Here is a 16,284-nt window from a genome sequence, read left to right as displayed (position 1 = left end):
GCTCAAGCCCCCGTTGTGACAGCAAATCCCATTTAAGGCGTCCTGTTGGACGCCTTTTCTTTGTCCGGGATTCTCGCCCGGGAATGGCCGGCCCTATTCGGCCAGCACCCGCGTCGACGGGAAGGCGACCTCGACCAGCGTCCCTTCGCCCGGCGTCGAGGTGATGGTGAAGCGGGCGCGGTTGGCTTCCACCATCGCCTTGGTCAGCGGCAGGCCGAGACCGGTGCCGTCGCCACGCCCGCGCTTCAGCGCATTGATCTGCTTGAACGGCTTCAGCGCCTGCTCGATCTCGGCATGGCTCATGCCAATGCCGGTATCGCGCACCCGCATGACAACGTCGCCGGAGGTTTCATAGGCGGTCGACACGATCACCTGTCCGCCGGCTTGCGTATAGCGAATGGCGTTGGACAGGATGTTGAGCGCGATCTGGCGCACGCTTCTGAGGTCGGCGACGACTTCCGGCAGTCGCGAGGCGAAGCTGGAGCGAATGATGACACGCTCGCGGTTGGCCTGCGGCTGCATCATCGCCACCGTCTCGGCCAGCGTATCGTTGAGCGACACCGCCTCGTAGTCCATTTCCTGCTGGCCGGCCTCGATCTTCGAAATGTCGAGGAGGTCATTGACGAGATCGAGCACATGGTTGCCCGAGCGGTTGATGTCTCTGAGATAGTCGCGGTAGCGGTCATTGGCTACCGGGCCGAACTTCTCGTCCACCATCAGCTCGGAAAAGCCGATAATGGCGTTGAGCGGCGTGCGGATCTCGTGGCTGATGCGGGCGAGGAAATCGGTCTTCTGCGAGGAGGCGCGCTCGGCCACCGCGCGCGCCTGGGTCAGATCCTCTTCGGCCCGCTTCCACTGCGTGATGTCGCGCACCACGGCGCAGAAGCCGCTGTCATTGGGCAGCCTGCCGATGGTCATGAACAGCGGGATGAAGCGCCCTTGCGCCTCGCGCCCGATCACCTCGCGGCCATCGTTCATCACACTCGCCACGCCGGGCTCGGACAGGCCGTTCAGATAGTCGCGCGCCGCGCGCTGGCTTTCGATGGCAAACAGCGAGGCGAACGGTTTACCGGTGACGTCGTCGCTGTCGAAGCCGAACAGCGCCTCGGCCGGCCGGCTGATCGAGCGGATGTCGCCGTCGCGGCCGATCAACACCACACCATCGGTCGCGGTGTCGATGATGGTGCGCATCTCGGCAATGCGCGCTTTGAGTTCGGAGACATCGGGCTGCGTCTGCTCCTCGGCTGCGAGATGCGCAACCATCGGCGGCTCGTTATCGCCGGTACGTCGCACCACCAGCATCAGCGCCTTGCCGGCGCGCCACGGCACCGAACGCAAAATGGCTTCGATCGGAAATTCCTGGCCCTCGCGCGTCTTCAGTTTGAGTGTGTGGTCGCTTTCGCCGGCCATTTCTGAATAGGGATCGGCAAACAGCGCGTCGAGCCCGCCGGCGTCGCTCAGGTCCTCAAGCGTGTCATAGCCGGTCAGGCCGAGGAATTCCTCATTGGCGTAATGAAGCTCGTCGCCCGAATGGATGAGCAGCGGCACCGGCAGCTTGCCGAGGATCGACGTGTCAGGGGCCTTGTGTTCATCTCCGGCCGAGAATGCCGAAGGCATGAACCCCTCAAGCTTGAGCGGCGGCACTTTCAGGCGCTGTGGTTCTGCCGGCACTGTGTCCGCATCGCCGGCCTTGTCCCCGTCTTCCACGGCGGAATCGGTCGCCTCGTCGGACGGCGCCCAATCCTCATTGTCCTCGGCATCGCGGAAGTCGGCCGACGTCATGCTGTCGTCTTCACCGGCATTGGCCGGCGTCTCGGCAACAACCGGCTGTGGCTCTGCGGCCTCGACGATCTCTTGGGCTTGCGTATCATCCGGTTCGGAAGCCGGCGCAAGTTCGTCGTTGGACGACGTTGCTTCCGTACTGTCTTCGGTGACGGAGCCTGGTTCGGGATCGGCATAGTCGAGCAGGGAGCGCGACACTGTCGGCGCCTTCGCCTCGCCTGCTTCGCTGTCCGCAAGGCCGTCGTCCGGCTGCTCGCCGTCAAGCCGCGTCAGGTCCTTTTCGTCCTCGGCATCGCTTTCCGGCGGTTCGGCCTCAGCCGTTTCGCTTTCGGGTGCGGCTGCCGATGGTTCAGCCACGGCAGCCGGGCCGGCTTCGTCCGGACTCGAGACCTCGGCGGGTTGTCGGGCTGGCGCGGCTGTTTCAGGCTGGTCCGCCTCGACATGATCCGGCTTGGGCTCATCTGCCTTGGCCTGGTCTGGCATTACCTGATCCGGATTGGCCGGTTCGGCCTGCTTGGCAGTCTCCGGCTGCTCCGGCGGGGGATTGTCCTTCTTCAGCCGCTCGCCGATTTCGCGGAAAGCGCTGCGCTCCAGCGTCGACAGGCCCCTCTCGCTTGTCGGCTGCTTGTCGTTGGCGGGCTGCCGATGCTCGGCCAGCCGGATGACCTTGTCGGCAAAACGACGTTCCTGCTTCGGCACGATGGTCAGTGCCGGCACTTCGCCCTCGAACGGATCGGCCGCCTTGGGAGCTTCCGCCACGGGCTGTTCCGGGGCCGGCTCAGCTGCTGCCGCTGGCGCGCCATTGGGGACCAGCGCCATGCCGATTGCTTCCGGATCGACCACCGCATCGCCGGCGCGGGCGACGCCGAAACCACGAAAACCTTCGAAGGCGCGGCTGCGGCCATAGACAGGCAGTGCTGCCAGATCGACCGGTATCTTCAGGTCGGAGCCGGCAACCGGCCACAGTACCGAGCGGCCCGACCAGGTGTCGCGCCGTTCAAGCAGGCCCGCGATCTCGCCCGAGGCGTCGAGGCCGAAAGTTGTCGCGACGTCCTTGAAGCGGCGGCCGATCACGTCGGCGGCGGCTTTGCCGACAATGTCGCCGAATTCCGGCGACAGCGCGCTGAACTTGCCCTCGGCGTCGGTGCGCCAGACGAAGCGCAGCGGCGGCGCCGAGCGGTCGACCTCACGTTTGGCGGGAGGCGCAGCCGGTGGGGCTGCGTCGGACGGCAGGGCGGGCGCAGCGGCACTGCTGTCCAACTGCGCACTCTCGGCCGGGGAAACAGAGTCCGGCTCGGCCTGCGCCGGGCTGTCCGGCTCGCCCGCCTGCGGCTCTTCGCCGGCATGGAAGTACCAATGATCATGTTGCGCCGGCGCGCTGTCATTCGCCGCCTGCTCGCGGCCGGTCGTCTGCTCGCGATGGTCCGCCTTTGTATCGGTTGACGCCGAAGCATCATGCTCGGTGGCAGCCGGACCTGTCTCCCCGACATCAGGCGCGGCCGCGAGTGGGGCGCCCTGATTCCCGCTTGCGGTGGGGTGGTCAGCCACCGCATCCACCGTTACCGCGTTCTCCGCGGCGGCTTGCGCCGGGCCATCGTCGACCTGCGCTGCAGCAGGTTCGGCATCCAGCTCGCCGACAGGATTTTCCTCACCGAGCTGATCCTCGTCGATGACCACCAGCAGATGCCTGGACTCGGTCAGGCGCGCGAAGCCGGCCGGATAGGACGTGGCGCCGCCGGGGACCAGCCGCTTGACGATGCGGTCGTCCTGGCTCGCCACGTCGGCGACAAGCGCGGCCAGCGTCTCAGGCCGGATGGCGAGCGCGCCAAAGCCATCCGAAGCCGCCTCGACAGTGCCGGCGGCGTCGACAAAGGCGATGAAATGGCCGTCTTCGGTAAAGCCGCTGATGGCGCGGGTCCCAATGTCGGCAGCACTGCGCGAGCCGGCCTGCGCTGCCGGCACCACCAGCATAATGGCGCTTTCGCCGTCCGGCATAGTCACCGCACTGGCCAGGAAGCCGACGGCGCGGCTGGTGATGCCGGTCGCCAGCCGTACCGTAATGGCGCGGTCGCTGCCGATCTGCGGGAAGCCCGCGGTCGCCATGATCTGGCGCCTGGCGATCAGCGGCAGCTGAGCCGAGGCGCCGATGATGGCCTCGATATCGGGATAGCCGAACACCGCAGCGCCCGGGCCGTTGGCCCAGATCACCTGTTCGAGGTCGGCCGACAGAATCGCGATCGCGTCGCCGGCGGCGAAGCGCTGGCGAACCGCATCAAGCACGGTGACATCGAGGAAAGAGTAGTTCTCGGAAGGCATGCGCTTGGCGGACCCTTTCGGTGAAACCTCTTGGCGAACCCCTCTTGGCGAACCTACAAGGCGGGCAATTTGCAGTTAACGCTTTGTTAATAAAAGCCCGCGCGGCGAAGGTCCACAAGCCATGGCGGGAAGCAGGTGGAATCTCTGGCCACTTGGTTAACAGCGTCTCGGAATGTCCCTGGATAACCTCTTGGGTGACGCATTGGAAGAAATTTATGGTGCACTGCAACAAAGATATTGCATCGCACAAAAAAACCGCTATATTGCCATCATACATGAACGAGACGGCTTTTTGTCAAAGCCGCTACCCCGAAAGGATGGAAAATGACCAAGGCCAAGACCGCTGAGACCATCGAAAACGTCGAATTCCCGAGCTTCGACGCTTCCAAGGCAACCGACCAGATCCGCGCTTTCGCCGAAAAGGGCGTCGAGCAGTCGAAGGAAGCCTACTCCAAGCTGAAGACCGGCGCCGAAGAGACCCAGAAAGTCCTGGAATCGACCTTCGAGACTGCCAAGACCGTTTCCAGCGACCTGTCGCTCAAGACGATCGCCGCTCTGCGCGCCAATGCCGAAGCCGGCTTCTCGCATCTCGAGGCCCTCATCGGCGCCAAGTCGCTGTCGGAAGTAGTCGAACTGCAGACCGCCTTCCTGCGCAAGCGCGTCGAGACCACGGTCGAGCAGGCCAAGGACTTCCAGGCTGTTGCTTCGAAGGCTGCCGAAGACGTCTCCAAGCCGGTCAAGACCGCTTTCGAGAAGGCCCTGAAAGACATCAAGGCCGCCTAATAATTGCGCACAACTCTGCGATGCATCAAAACGTCGCATTTCGTCAGACAAATAGGTGTGCAATAGAGTTGTCCAAATGAATACCCGGCGAGTGGAACCTCCTCCCTCTGCTCTCCGGGGTGACCAGCCAGCACCTCCTCCCGCTGGCTCGTAACAGGAAAAGGCCGGCACCTCCTCCCGCCGGCCTTTTTCTTTTGCCGAAGAAACCGGCGCCTGTTGGCAGAACCGGCTTTGCCTTATCAAAGGCCTTGAATTAGTCTCTGATAGACCGTATTGGACGCATCGCCGAACGACAGAGCGGATCTCGGAGAATGAATGTTCACCACGATCTGGCTCAGGCGAACGTGCCGTTGTAGCTCAGATGGTTAGAGCGCCGGATTGTGGATCCGGAGGTCGCTGGTTCGATCCCAGCCAACGGTACCATCGAATTTCCCGCTAAAGTATTGATTGCCGATCCCGACGGTCCACGAGAGATCAAGACCTGTATGGCGCTGTCGGCAGGGCAGGAAGACCCTGACTGCACACGCCGCGGTGCGGATACCCGCGCCACAGCTTAGGTTTCATTTTACTCCAGCGATTCGTCGGTCGGCCGAGGCGTCGTGCCTGCCTGACGAGGGCGGCCGGCATTGCGATTTGCAATACGGCTGTCGAGCGGCGATCTGGACGCTTGCTGGGCGCCGGCGGTCTTGGGTGCCGTCGGCTTGGCGCCGGAATCGCTGTCTTCAGCATCGCGACGGGGATGTGGCAGGCCGGCGGCGTCAGGCGACCTGACCGGGGGTGTGGCGGCCGGGTTTGTCGATGCGGGTTTATCCTTGGCCATTTTCAACTCTCGCCTTTTCAGCATGCAGACGGCCGGACAACAAAGTCGGGCCATTGGACAGAACGGTCAGCCGTGCGGGCGCATCACGACTTTGATGCAGCCGTCCTCCTTGTCGCGGAAGGTTTTGTAAAGCTCGGGCCTGGCCTCGACGCCACCCGATGGGTGATCACGAATGACGGGTCGATATCGCCGTTCTGAACTTTCTGCAGCGATGTCGCGTTCATCCTGGATCGTCGGATCGGCCACCTGTTCGCAACGTATGTGGCCTTTGCCGCGCCATGTGAGGGCCTTCATGTGCTGTTCCTTGACGACAAGCTCTGCGAGCCCGAACTTGGCTTGATGTGAAATGTTCCCGCTTCGAACGAGCATCTGGCCTCAACCCTTGGCGGCCGAGCCGGGTTCGGCCATGCCGCAATGCTGCTCGGTCGGGGTGCCGGCCGGCGTGGCATGCGCGGCTGCAACCTGCTTTTCCAGCCGCTGATCGCCTGCTGCCCACGGCCACATCCTTGAACGCGTTTTGGCGCAAGCGCAGGCTATCGCGCCAGCATCGCGGCGACAACGAACACGACGGCGGCAACGACGACAAGCGCGACAATGGCCAGCACCGGGCCATTTTTACTCGGGGCCGGGGCGCTCTCGTCGTCCGGCCGCCGCATCGCATTGGCGAAGCTTGCTTGATTAGCGAAAGCCGGCGTGCCCGTCGCTGCGGGAACCGGCACGGCGCCGGTGTCTGCCGCTTCGGCATCGGTTTCCATGGGCGCCGCCGCCGGGTCGAATCCCGGCGTCTTGTCCTCTGTCACCCCAGACTGAATATCGCCTCTGTCTTCGGCCGGGTTACGTTCGACGTTCATGATGATGCTCCTGCCGCTGGCCCGGGCTTCCCCAACCGCGAGCGGATCAGGATGTTCCATTGGGCGGAATCGCCGACAACGAGGAGCAAATTTCAGATAGCCTTCAAACAGATGTCTCTGGTGGCAACGCGGGCCTTGCAACCGGTCAGCACCGGATTGGTGGTCTCGTTGTAGTCGGCCATGGTCGGCAACGCGGCAGATTCGGCAAAGTTCCAGTCTGGCTCGCAATGCCCGCTTACGCACACCGCCGCTCGTTGACCTTGAGCTGGCTCGTTCCAGCCACTCCAACCCAAATTGCCAGTCGGGCTCCCGGCGGCGCGCTGTTTGGATTCCGTGGGAACATCAACAGCGCCAGCGAGTTCGGTATGTGCAGCGAGTTCCCTGTTCGCCGCATGGCCAACATCCGGAGCTCTTGACTGCCCGCGTCTTCGCTCCTGGAGCGCGGGCCACTCCTCTTAGCCCAAGGTTGCGATCATGAGCAGAAACATTCCGGAAAAGCGGGCCAGGCAGGGTGGCTTGGGGCGACCGGTCCTTGGCGTGCTCTTGGCAGGCCTTGTCTTGGCGCTCGTTGCCTGGGGGATCGCTGAAATCTATGGCGAGCAGGCTAAGACACCGGCGACACAGCAAAACAGCCGGGTTCCATCGCCAGATACTTACAGCCCAAATCCTGGCCAAACGGACCCTGCAAACTCCAAGGCCGATGATGTGAATGGCGAACCGGTGGACCGAAATCCCAAGCTCGACAAGGATCCGACGCCGCGATCAAGCACTGGCGGGGATCAGCCAGGAACGCCGCCAGCTCAACCTGCTTCGCCATAGCGTTCGGACCTGTTGATGAAAACAATCCAACAGCAGATGCGGAAATTTGGAGCGGCGATTTCAGCCAAATTCAGGTGCCCGGGTCTGTCAATAATCGCCGACGCTCTCTGATAGCTGAAAGTCACGAAAACCTCCGCTGATTATTACCGCTTGCTGGATGGCACTGGCGGCTCCAGACCGACTGCGCGCTGTGTCACGCCGGCAGACCTTTGCACCTCTGGGCGCTTTTGGAGTTGCAAGTCGATGGAATCGGGCAAGCTGGGTGTAGATGATGCAGTCGTCATCTTATCCAGGTCCGGCAGCAACACCATCTTTGCGTAGCGTGGAGGAACCAGATGGCCTCCGAAAACAGCGAATATCCCGCACACGAATAAAGCGAGAAGCAGGGCCGTAAGCACATCTGTGAAAATTTCGACAAATCTCATGTGCTCGCTCCGCGCGTAAGGATCCCGCCGCGCTCTCGACAGTAAGAGCGGCGGGATCCTTAACCGGCGATGAAGGGACTTTGATCGACGGTCTTCTCCTAATGTGGCTTCCGGTTGCGTGTTCCCTGGTTCGGACCTTATCCACCGACTATGGGACTAAGGTCCCGAACCTAAATGGAACCAATGGGGAAGAGCGGAATCCATGTGCCTTTAAGAGGCTTCAACCAGAGGGCACGACGGCTGATCGTCAGCCTCCCGCCAGAGACAGTCCACGGGCGCGCTCGCGCAGCAACGCAAGCAGTTCGTCGCGCCGTGGCTCCGGCGTGTCGACGGGTAACACCAAACACAAGGTCCTTTTGATGGCGCCGTGGCCGTCACGGATGGGGGCCGCCATGCACCAGGTGAAACGGTCGGCCAAGGCTGTGGTCTCGCTGAAACCCTGCCGGTGGGCCAAGGCAACATCGGCAAAGAATTCGGCTGGTGCAATGATGCGGCCGTCGGGAAGCCTGTAGTCGCCAGATGGGATGAAATCCCTCAACTCTTGCTCGTTCATATGGCCGAGGAGCAGCCGTCCGGATGCCGTCCATGGGATCGGCACCTCAACCCCAACATCGCTTGAGATCCGGAACGGGCCTGGGGAATCTCGGCAGTCAAGAACGACGTATTTGTTGCCACGCAGGCCGCATAGCTGGACCGTCTCGCCTGTCTCGGCGGCCAACTTATCCAAGGTCTCGATGATGCGACGGTAATGGGCATTGTGATGTGAGTAGGCCCAGCCGAACAGATGCATGGCGCGTCCGAAATAGACGTAACCTTCACCGCCGACGTTTTCGAGCATTTCGGCGTCGAGCAGGCTGTTGACGATCTCGTAGGTGGTCGAACGCGGCGCGCCGATCATCTTGGCGATGTCGCCGACGCGCATTGGCGCGCGATGCCGCAGCAAAGCCTCGAGCAGCATGATGACGCGGTCGATGCCGCGTCGTCGTTCGCCATTGCGCGGCTCCGCGCCGGCTTCCTTCCCGATCGCATCGTTAGTGCCGTCGCTCATGACCATCCGCCAAAATCATTTCGGTTCTCGTCTCAAGGCGCTTGAAAGATGTCAAGGCTCAGTCTAGCATCCAATTTGTCCGATATACAGACACATTGTCTGAAATACCAGACAAACTAACGAGCCTGACGCAGACAAATCCCGAGGGGACACACGGTTTCCAGGACCCGGCGACCGACGGGTTTCCTCGCCCTTGTTCTGCACGTCGAGGCCACAACCTCTGAAGGGAACAGTCATGATGAAATCACCGTTTTTCGCATCCGCCAGCGCGCTTTGCCTCGGTCTCGTGCTGAGCTTTGGCGCCGGCTCGGCAGTCAATGCCGCCGCCAACTGCATCAAGGGCGACCGCAAGGCGCCGTACACGATCGGCTGGGCCAACATCTATTCCGTGCCGACCTGGATGAAGCAGACGCAGGGCACGATCGAAGCCGAAGTCGAGAGCCTGAAGAAGCAGGGACTGGTTGACAAGCTCGTCGTCACCGACGCTCAGGGCGATGCCAACGTCCAGATCCAGCAGATCCAGTCGATGATCGATTCCGATGTCGACGCCATCATCCTGATCGCCGGTTCGTCGACCGCACCTGCACGCGTTCTGGCCGATGCCTGCGCCAAGGGCATCGCCATCATCAACTTCGACAGCCTCGTCGATACCGACAAGGTCACCGCCAAGGTCAATACCGATTCTTCGCAGTGGGGCGACCAGGCGGCCAAGTTCCTGATCGACGCTATCGGCGGCAAGGGCAAGATTCTCATCCTCAACGGCCCGGCCGGGGTTTCGGTCAGCGATGACAGGCGCAAAGGCGCCGACGCTGAGCTCAAGGCCCATCCCGACGTGACGGTGCTTGCCGAGACCAACACGCCCTACAACGTCGCGCCGGCACAGGAAGCCGTCACCAGCCTGCTCTTCGCCAACCCCGAGATCCACGGCATCCTGTCGCTCGGCGGCGCTCTGTCGGCAGGCGCCGTGCTGGCCCTCGACAAGCAGGGCCGCGAACAGGTGCCGATCACCGGTGAGAACGCCCGGCAGTTTTTGGAACTCTGGAAAGAAAAGGGCTTGAAGAGCTGGGCGACGATGCAGCCGAACTGGCTCGGCGCCTTCGCCACCTACACTGCCGTCCAGGCGCTGGAAGGCAAGGATGTGCCGGCTTTCGTCAAGATTCCGCTGCCGGTAATCGACAATTCCAACATCGACGAATACCTCGCCCGGGCCAAGGACTTCCCGGCTGACGGCTACATCTTTTCTCCTTACGATGAGGAGCTGTTCAAGAAGCTGCTGGCTCAGAAATAAGCCTGAAGGGTTGTAGCGTTGACAACCATGGCTCCGCTGCTCGCGGCGCGGGGTGTGTCGAAGTCTTTCTTCGGCAACCCCGTCCTGCGCGACGTTTCAATCGCTCTCCAGCCGGGCCGCGTGCATGCGCTGCTCGGCGAGAACGGCGCCGGAAAGTCGACCTTGATCAACCTTTTGTCCGGCGCCTTGAGACCGGATGGCGGGACGATCGAGGTCGATGGACGCGCGGTCTCACGCATGACGCCGGCTGTTGCGCGGCAGGCCGGCATCGCCGTCGTCCAGCAGGAACTCAGCCTGACGGCCAGTCTTTCCATCGCCGAAAATATTGGTCTCGGCGCCTATCCCAAACGGTTCGGCCTGATCGACTACCGCGAACTCGCTGCGCGGGCGAGGACCGCATGCGAACTTGTCGGGCTGCACGAGCCGCTGTCGACGCCGGTCGGGCATCTGTCGCTCGGCCGCCGCCAAATGGTGGAGATCGCCAAGGCGCTCTACCGCCGGCCGCGCGTGCTCATTCTCGACGAACCGACATCGTCGCTATCGGCAACCGAAACCAAAATTCTCACCGATCTGCTGCAGCGGTTGCGCGGCGAAGGCATCGCCATTCTCCACATCTCGCACCGACTGAACGAAGTCATGGCGCTGTGCCAGCACGTCACCGTTCTGAAGGACGGCACCTGCACGGCCGACCGCACCCTGGAAGGCACCGACGCCGCCGGGTTGGTTCGGCTGATGGTCGGCCGCGATCCCGGTGATCTTTTTCCGCAATGGCAGCCTTCCAATTTGCCTGCCGACGCTATCTCTGTCCGAAATCTTTCGGCCGGCCTGATGCGCGACGTCGATCTGGATATCAAAACGGGCGAAGTGCTTGGCATTGGCGGCCTGGTCGGGCAAGGGCAGGAAGATCTGCTGCTCGGTCTCTACGGCGCCATTCCGGCACGGACGGCGTCGGCGACCGTCAACGGCGCCTCCGGCCTGCCCGGCGGCGTGCCGAAAGCCAACGCGCTGGGGCTGGCCTATGTGCCCGCGGATCGCAAGCGCGAGGGCCTGCACCTGATCCATCCCATCATCACCAACATGATGCTGCCCGCCTTTGCCAGGCTGCCGGCGCTGAAGCTGCGCAGCCGCCGCGCAGAGGGCGAGACGGCCAAAAGCCTTGCCGCCCAACTCGGCATCAAGGGTCACCTCGGCCGGGCGGCGCAGGCTCTATCGGGCGGCAACCAGCAGAAGGTGGCGCTGGCGAAATGGATGCCGCACGACCCGCTGGTGCTTCTGCTCAACGATCCGACGCGCGGCGTCGACGTCGAAACAAAACGTGAGATCTACATGATGCTTCGCAATTTCGCCGCCGCCGGCAAGGCGGTCGTGCTGCTCAGTTCCGACACGCCCGAACTCGTGCACCTTTGCGACCGTGTAGCCATCGTCCGCGAAGGCCGCATCGTCGCCATGCTGGCGCGTGGAGCGCTGAGCGAGGAAGCCATCGTCTCCGCGGCGATGGGCGCCGAACAGCGGAAGGTTGCGGCATGAACACATCTTCCTCCGCCCGGCAGACCGATGCGCTCTACTGGCCGGTGCAGATGCGTCGCAATGTCGGCGTGCGCAGCCTGTTTGCCGTCGTCCTGATGTTTCTCATCGCCTATGGCGTCCTCTTTCCGGGCCTGTTCACGGCGTCCGGCTTCGCCAAATTCACCCAGAGCTGGTTTCCATTGGCGCTGGTCGCCATGGCGCAGGCGATCCTGATGCTCACCGGCGGCATCAGCCTAGCCATCGGCGCGACGGTCAGCTTGGGCGCGGTCATCGCCGCGACGACGATGGCCGGGCCGCTGGGCGTCGCCGGGGGCACTGCCGCGGTGGCGCTGACGGGCCTCGGCATCGGGGCGGCAACCGGCTTCATCGTGATACGGCTTCGCCTGCCGGCGATCGTGGTGACGCTTGCCGGGTCCTTCATCATCGGCGGCGCCGCACTGCTGATCCTGCCGCGGCCCGGCGGCGCAATCCCGGCGTGGCTGTCCGACCTGCTTGCCGGCAACACACCGGCGGCATTCGTGCTGCTGGTGCTCATCGTTCTCCTGTGGAAGCTCTATCTCGCCACGCCGCTTGGCTTGAGCCTCTATGCCGCCGGCGAGAATCCGGTCGGCGCCTATCGCTCCGGCGTGCCGGTCGACGGCGCGCGCATTGCGGCCTATGCGATCAGCGGTCTGCTCTCCACCGGCGCCGGCTTGTTCGTCGCCGCACAGACCGGTTCGGGCGACCCGGTCATCGGCGCCGCCTTTACCCTGAACTCGATTGCCGCTGCGGTGCTCGGCGGCATCGGCTTCCTCGGCGGCCAGGGCACGATGCGCGGCGCGCTTGCCGGCAGCCTGCTGCTCAGCCTGATGATCAGCGTCATGTTCTTCCTCGGCTTCACGCCGGTCGCACAATATGTGGCCCAGGGCCTGATCATCATCGGCGCGGTCGCCATCCCGCAATTCCGCAAGGCACAGCAATGACAGCATGGAATGACAGCGCGGGCGGCAAACGCGCCCTGACGGTCCTGCTCAGCCGGCCGTTTCTCACCGTTGCCATCGTTGCCGCGGTCTGGATCGTGGCGAGCTTCGTTTCGCGCGGCTTCGGCGCTTATGGCCATCTGCGCTATCTGGTGGAGCTCGGCGCCGTCATCGGCCTGGTTGCCGCGGGCCAGACTTTTGTGGTGATCGCCGGCGGCATCGACCTTTCCGTCGCGGCCATCGTCACGGTCAGCGCCGTCAGCCTGCCGCTGCTGTCGTGGCAGGTGGATCCGACCGGCATCACCGCCATTCTTGCCGTTCTGGTGCTGACCACGGCAATCGGCCTGGTCAACGGGCTCGGCGTCGCTTTGCTGCGCGTCCACCCGATGATCATGACATTGGCCATGGCGACATTCTTGCAGGGTCTGTTGATCATCATCGCCGGCGGCAGCGCCGTGACCGCCGAGAACCCGCTGGTCCACTGGCTCGGCAATGGCCGGCCGGCCGGCATTCCCGCTGGCGTATTGTTGTGGGTGGTCGTCTCGGCGATCGTGCTGACCACGATGCATGCGACATCGCTCGGCGCCCGGATTTTTGCCATGGGCGCCAACCCGCTTGCCGCGGCGCTGTCCGGTGTTCCGGTCACGTCCACGACGCTTGCGGTCTACGGCATCAGCGGCTTCTGCTCGGGACTTGCCGGCGTGCTCGTGTTGGGCATGAACGGACAGGGCTATGTCGGCATCGGCGATCCCTATCTGCTCGCCTCGATTGCCGCCGTGGTCCTCGGTGGCACCTCGATTCTCGGCGGGCTTGGCACCTATGCCGGCACCATCCCCGGCGCCATCCTGCTGGTCACCATCACCGCGCTGATCACCGTCGTCAACGCATCGCCCGGCTGGCGCAGCATCCTGTTCGGCTCGCTGATCCTCGGCCTGCTGCTGCTCTCAGGCCGGGAGCAGGCGCGCCGATGACACATCGTCGAGCCGATAGATGCGCCTTGCGTTGCCGAAGAACAGCGCCGTCTGCTCGTCGGCGGAAAAGTCCGCTGTGATGGTTTTGAAGCCGTCATATATGTCATCGAACGAGGCATGCAGGCCGGCGACCGGAAAGTCGCTGCCGAACATGGCGCGACCGGTGCCGAAACAATCGATGCAATGCAGGACGACGGGCTTCAGGCTGTCGAGCGTCCAGTCATGATCGTAGGCGACCAGATCCGATATTTTGATGGCGACGTTGTCGCATTGCGACAGAAGCCGCAGCCCGTCGCGCCACACCTGCATGCCATCGGCGTCGCGGTCGATCGGGCTACCGCAATGGTTGAGCACGAATTGCTGATCGGGGAAGGCCCTGGCAAGCAGCCCCGCGTCGGCGAGCTGGCGCGGAAACACCATCATGTCGAAGGCCAGCCGATGCTGGCCAAGCAAGGCAAGCCCGGCGCGCCAGGCCGGATCGTCCATGATGCCGTCACGGGCCGCAAAACGGCGGGCAGGGTCGGGATCCCAGCTCAATATGTCGCGCACGCCGGCGACACGCTCGAACGCGGCTTGCGCTTCGATCAGCGCCGGCGCCTGGCGATCGGCGAGCGGCACGTGAACGACATAGCGGGCGGCGACGCCGCGCGATTTGTCGAGTGTTTCAAGCCAGCGCGTTTCTCCGATGCAGTCGCCACTCGCCCAGCCGGCTTCGACATGGACGGTGGCGACGACATTATGCCCTATGGCATCGCGCGCATAATCCCCGGGCAGATAGTTCCGCCGCAAGGGGCCAAGCTCGCCGAGGCCGCCGCGCTCGCTGGCCGTGGCGGCGAGCCAGGGATGCCGTCCCAGTCTGAGATCCCAAAGATGATGATGGGCGTCGATGATCGGTCCGGCGTAAGGTTCTGGCACGTATCTCTCTCAGGCTGTGACCGGCGATCGATCCTGGCTTCGTTCTGCGACGGTAAAAGGGTTAGCATCGCATGACTGAAAACTCACCGGTTCCAGCCCTTTCGGTGCGCGAAAATTTTCGGCTCGACGACCGCATCCGCGGCGTGCCTCCCGGCACAACCGGGCTGGACAGCAGCCTTGTCGCGGCCGAGCACTGGCATCCGGCCGATGGACGCATGGCGCTTCCGGTGCTGACCCTCGACGAGGCGGCCTTCTCCGCCAATCGCGACCTGTTCCTGCGCTATGCGCGCGAACACAATGTTGCGATCGCTCCGCATGCCAAGACGCCGATGGCGCCCGATCTTACCCGGTCGCTGGTCGAGGCCGGCGCATGGGGCACGACGGTCGCCGACATCAGGCAAGCGACAGTGATGCTGAAGGCCGGCTTGACACGGCTGATCATCGCCAATGAGGTTGGAGGAGCCGGCGGCGCCAACCGGCTGGCCGTGCTTGCTGGTGCCTGGCCGGATGCCGAGCTCTATGTCTTTGCCGACTCGGTCGACGCCGTGAACGCGCTTGCCGAGGCTTGGCGCGCCAATGCGGCGCTGCCGCCGCTGCGCGTGCTGGTCGAACTTGGTGCGGGCAGGGCGGGCGCCCGCACCACCGCGCAAGCCGAGGCCATCGCCGATGCGATCACGGCTGCCGGCGGGCGGCTGCTGATCGCCGGCGTTGCGACCTATGAAGGGGCGGCGGCGCAACCCGAGCCCGGTCGCACCGATGAGGTGATATCCGGCCTGCTGGCAATGACCGCCGACATGTTCCTGCGGCTGCGTGCCCGCGTCGGCGGCGACGCACCGCTGATCGTCACAGCCGGCGGCTCCGCCTTCTTCGACCAGGTGGTCGCGGCGCTTGCACCCCTCGTTTCCAGCGACGGCAACGCAACGCTGGTGCTGCGCAGCGGCGCCATCTTCTTCCACGACCACGGCACCTATGACCGTTCGCTCGGCGCCCTCGATGCCCGCAAAGGTTTTGCCATAGGCGGCATCAGCGCTTCGGCGCGGCATTCCTTTCGCCCTGCGCTACGCCTTTGGGCCGAAGTGCTGTCGCGTCCGGAGCCGGGCCTTGTCATCTGCGGCATGGGCATGCGCGACGTGTCGTTCGACCAGGGCTTTCCAACGCCGCTCACCGTCTTTCGTGCCTGCAAGCCGCTGCCGATGCCGGCGGCGCGCGCCGAGGTGGTCAAGCTCAACGACCAGCATTCCTTCCTGTCGATTGCACCGAGCGACGACGTGGCCGTCGGCGACGTCGTCGAATTCGGCATCTCGCATCCCTGCACCTGCCTCGACCGTTATCGCGTGATCTTCGGCGTCGACGCGACCGGCCACGTCCGCCACGCTTTCCCCACCTGGTTCGGCTGACCAGATCCCCCAAAAAGAGAACCTCGAAAGGATCCGATATGATCAAGTATTTTCAGTCCGGCTCGCGCATGTCGCAGGCAGTCGTCTATGGCGGCCTCGTTCACATAGCCGGCCAAGTGGCCAACGATCGCAAGGCCGGCATCGAAGGCCAGACCAGCGACGTGCTTGCCAAAGTCGAGGCGCTGCTGGTCGAGGTCGGCAGCAGCAAGTCGAAGTTGGTGGCGGTCAACATCTTCCTGCCGCAGATCGGTGATTTCGAGGCCATGAACAGCATCTACGATGCCTGGATCGATCCTGCCCGCCTGCCGGCGCGGGCCTGCGTCGAGGCGCGGCTTGCCGACCCTGATCTGCGCATCGAAATCACCGCGGTCGCGGCGGTCTGA

General features: G+C 63.8%; 12 protein-coding genes, 1 tRNA gene and 1 pseudogene. 8 read left to right on the top strand and 6 right to left on the bottom strand.

Annotation, left to right across the window (positions count from 1 at the left end):
• Positions 1 to 93: 93 nt before the first annotated feature.
• Complete coding sequence (locus tag NKI05_RS18055) at positions 94 to 4,098, bottom strand: PAS domain S-box protein (protein ID WP_352792799.1); 4,005 nt, start codon at positions 4,096 to 4,098, stop codon at positions 94 to 96.
• A gap of 324 nt (positions 4,099 to 4,422) precedes the next feature.
• On the opposite strand from NKI05_RS18055, the gene NKI05_RS18050 reads away from it, so the two are divergent.
• The gene (locus tag NKI05_RS18050) at positions 4,423 to 4,881 is read left to right on the top strand and encodes a phasin (protein ID WP_023669330.1); all 459 of its coding nucleotides are present in this window, start codon (positions 4,423 to 4,425) and stop codon (positions 4,879 to 4,881) included.
• Between the two features lie 346 nt (positions 4,882 to 5,227).
• Positions 5,228 to 5,304, top strand: a tRNA-His gene (locus tag NKI05_RS18045).
• Between the two features lie 463 nt (positions 5,305 to 5,767).
• Here NKI05_RS18045 and NKI05_RS18040 read toward each other — a convergent pair.
• From NKI05_RS18040 to NKI05_RS18025, 4 genes and pseudogenes are all read right to left on the bottom strand, one after another.
• Positions 5,768 to 5,895, bottom strand: a pseudogene (locus NKI05_RS18040) (glutathione-dependent formaldehyde dehydrogenase); the annotation flags it as partial.
• Between the two features lie 181 nt (positions 5,896 to 6,076).
• The gene (locus NKI05_RS18035) at positions 6,077 to 6,205 is read right to left on the bottom strand and encodes a hypothetical protein (protein ID WP_023729077.1); all 129 of its coding nucleotides are present in this window, start codon (positions 6,203 to 6,205) and stop codon (positions 6,077 to 6,079) included.
• Positions 6,206 to 6,234: 29 nt separating this feature from the next.
• The gene (locus tag NKI05_RS18030) at positions 6,235 to 6,612 is read right to left on the bottom strand and encodes a hypothetical protein (protein ID WP_023729078.1); all 378 of its coding nucleotides are present in this window, start codon (positions 6,610 to 6,612) and stop codon (positions 6,235 to 6,237) included.
• A gap of 1,431 nt (positions 6,613 to 8,043) precedes the next feature.
• Entirely contained in the window at positions 8,044 to 8,844 is an 801-nt protein-coding gene (locus NKI05_RS18025) for an IclR family transcriptional regulator (RefSeq protein WP_023681861.1), read from the bottom strand.
• A 235-nt stretch (positions 8,845 to 9,079) separates the two neighbouring features.
• Here NKI05_RS18025 and NKI05_RS18020 point away from each other — a divergent pair, with 235 nt between their 5' ends.
• From NKI05_RS18020 to NKI05_RS18005, 4 genes are read left to right on the top strand one after another with little or no spacing between them, the layout of a single operon-like run.
• Positions 9,080 to 10,132 carry a substrate-binding domain-containing protein gene (locus tag NKI05_RS18020; protein WP_031205269.1) on the top strand — a complete coding sequence of 351 codons (1,053 nt, stop codon included), beginning with the start codon at positions 9,080 to 9,082 and terminating at the stop codon, positions 10,130 to 10,132.
• Positions 10,133 to 10,159: 27 nt separating this feature from the next.
• On the top strand, positions 10,160 to 11,659 hold the full coding sequence (locus NKI05_RS18015) for a sugar ABC transporter ATP-binding protein (protein ID WP_196814891.1): 1,500 nt from the start codon (positions 10,160 to 10,162) through the stop codon (positions 11,657 to 11,659).
• Complete coding sequence (locus tag NKI05_RS18010; RefSeq protein WP_023815102.1) at positions 11,656 to 12,621, top strand: ABC transporter permease; 966 nt, start codon at positions 11,656 to 11,658, stop codon at positions 12,619 to 12,621. Before NKI05_RS18015 ends, NKI05_RS18010 begins: the two co-directional genes overlap by 4 nt.
• On the top strand, positions 12,618 to 13,589 hold the full coding sequence (locus NKI05_RS18005; protein WP_352792796.1) for an ABC transporter permease: 972 nt from the start codon (positions 12,618 to 12,620) through the stop codon (positions 13,587 to 13,589). The genes NKI05_RS18010 and NKI05_RS18005 overlap by 4 nt, the downstream gene beginning before the upstream one ends.
• On the opposite strand, the gene NKI05_RS18000 is transcribed toward NKI05_RS18005, so the two are convergent.
• The gene (locus tag NKI05_RS18000) at positions 13,563 to 14,504 is read right to left on the bottom strand and encodes an amidohydrolase family protein (protein ID WP_023692366.1); all 942 of its coding nucleotides are present in this window, start codon (positions 14,502 to 14,504) and stop codon (positions 13,563 to 13,565) included. The two genes, NKI05_RS18005 and NKI05_RS18000, sit on opposite strands and share 27 nt — an antisense overlap.
• A 71-nt stretch (positions 14,505 to 14,575) precedes the next feature.
• On the opposite strand from NKI05_RS18000, the gene NKI05_RS17995 reads away from it, so the two are divergent.
• Both NKI05_RS17995 and NKI05_RS17990 read left to right on the top strand, forming a co-directional pair.
• On the top strand, positions 14,576 to 15,901 hold the full coding sequence (locus NKI05_RS17995) for an alanine racemase (protein ID WP_023686803.1): 1,326 nt from the start codon (positions 14,576 to 14,578) through the stop codon (positions 15,899 to 15,901).
• Positions 15,902 to 15,939: 38 nt separating this feature from the next.
• Complete coding sequence (locus NKI05_RS17990) at positions 15,940 to 16,284, top strand: RidA family protein (RefSeq protein ID WP_023686804.1); 345 nt, start codon at positions 15,940 to 15,942, stop codon at positions 16,282 to 16,284.

The organism is Mesorhizobium sp. M0771, assembly GCF_040320155.1.
Lineage (GTDB): Bacteria > Pseudomonadota > Alphaproteobacteria > Rhizobiales > Rhizobiaceae > Mesorhizobium.
Note: the sequence above shows the minus strand (reverse complement) of the source record. Positions and strands in the feature narration are given on the sequence as shown.

Excerpts from the sequence above, each read along its gene's own strand:
- NKI05_RS18055 (WP_352792799.1), bottom strand. The coding sequence starts at position 4,098 with ATGCCTTCCGAGAACTACTCTTTCCTCGATGTCACCGTGCTTGATGCG.
- NKI05_RS18050 (WP_023669330.1), top strand. The coding sequence starts at position 4,423 with ATGACCAAGGCCAAGACCGCTGAGACCATCGAAAACGTCGAATTCCCG.
- NKI05_RS18035 (WP_023729077.1), bottom strand. The coding sequence starts at position 6,205 with ATGTGGCCGTGGGCAGCAGGCGATCAGCGGCTGGAAAAGCAGGTTGCA.
- NKI05_RS18030 (WP_023729078.1), bottom strand. The coding sequence starts at position 6,612 with ATGGAACATCCTGATCCGCTCGCGGTTGGGGAAGCCCGGGCCAGCGGC.
- NKI05_RS18025 (WP_023681861.1), bottom strand. The coding sequence starts at position 8,844 with ATGAGCGACGGCACTAACGATGCGATCGGGAAGGAAGCCGGCGCGGAG.
- NKI05_RS18020 (WP_031205269.1), top strand. The coding sequence starts at position 9,080 with ATGATGAAATCACCGTTTTTCGCATCCGCCAGCGCGCTTTGCCTCGGT.
- NKI05_RS18015 (WP_196814891.1), top strand. The coding sequence starts at position 10,160 with ATGGCTCCGCTGCTCGCGGCGCGGGGTGTGTCGAAGTCTTTCTTCGGC.
- NKI05_RS18010 (WP_023815102.1), top strand. The coding sequence starts at position 11,656 with ATGAACACATCTTCCTCCGCCCGGCAGACCGATGCGCTCTACTGGCCG.
- NKI05_RS18005 (WP_352792796.1), top strand. The coding sequence starts at position 12,618 with ATGACAGCATGGAATGACAGCGCGGGCGGCAAACGCGCCCTGACGGTC.
- NKI05_RS17995 (WP_023686803.1), top strand. The coding sequence starts at position 14,576 with ATGACTGAAAACTCACCGGTTCCAGCCCTTTCGGTGCGCGAAAATTTT.
- NKI05_RS17990 (WP_023686804.1), top strand. The coding sequence starts at position 15,940 with ATGATCAAGTATTTTCAGTCCGGCTCGCGCATGTCGCAGGCAGTCGTC.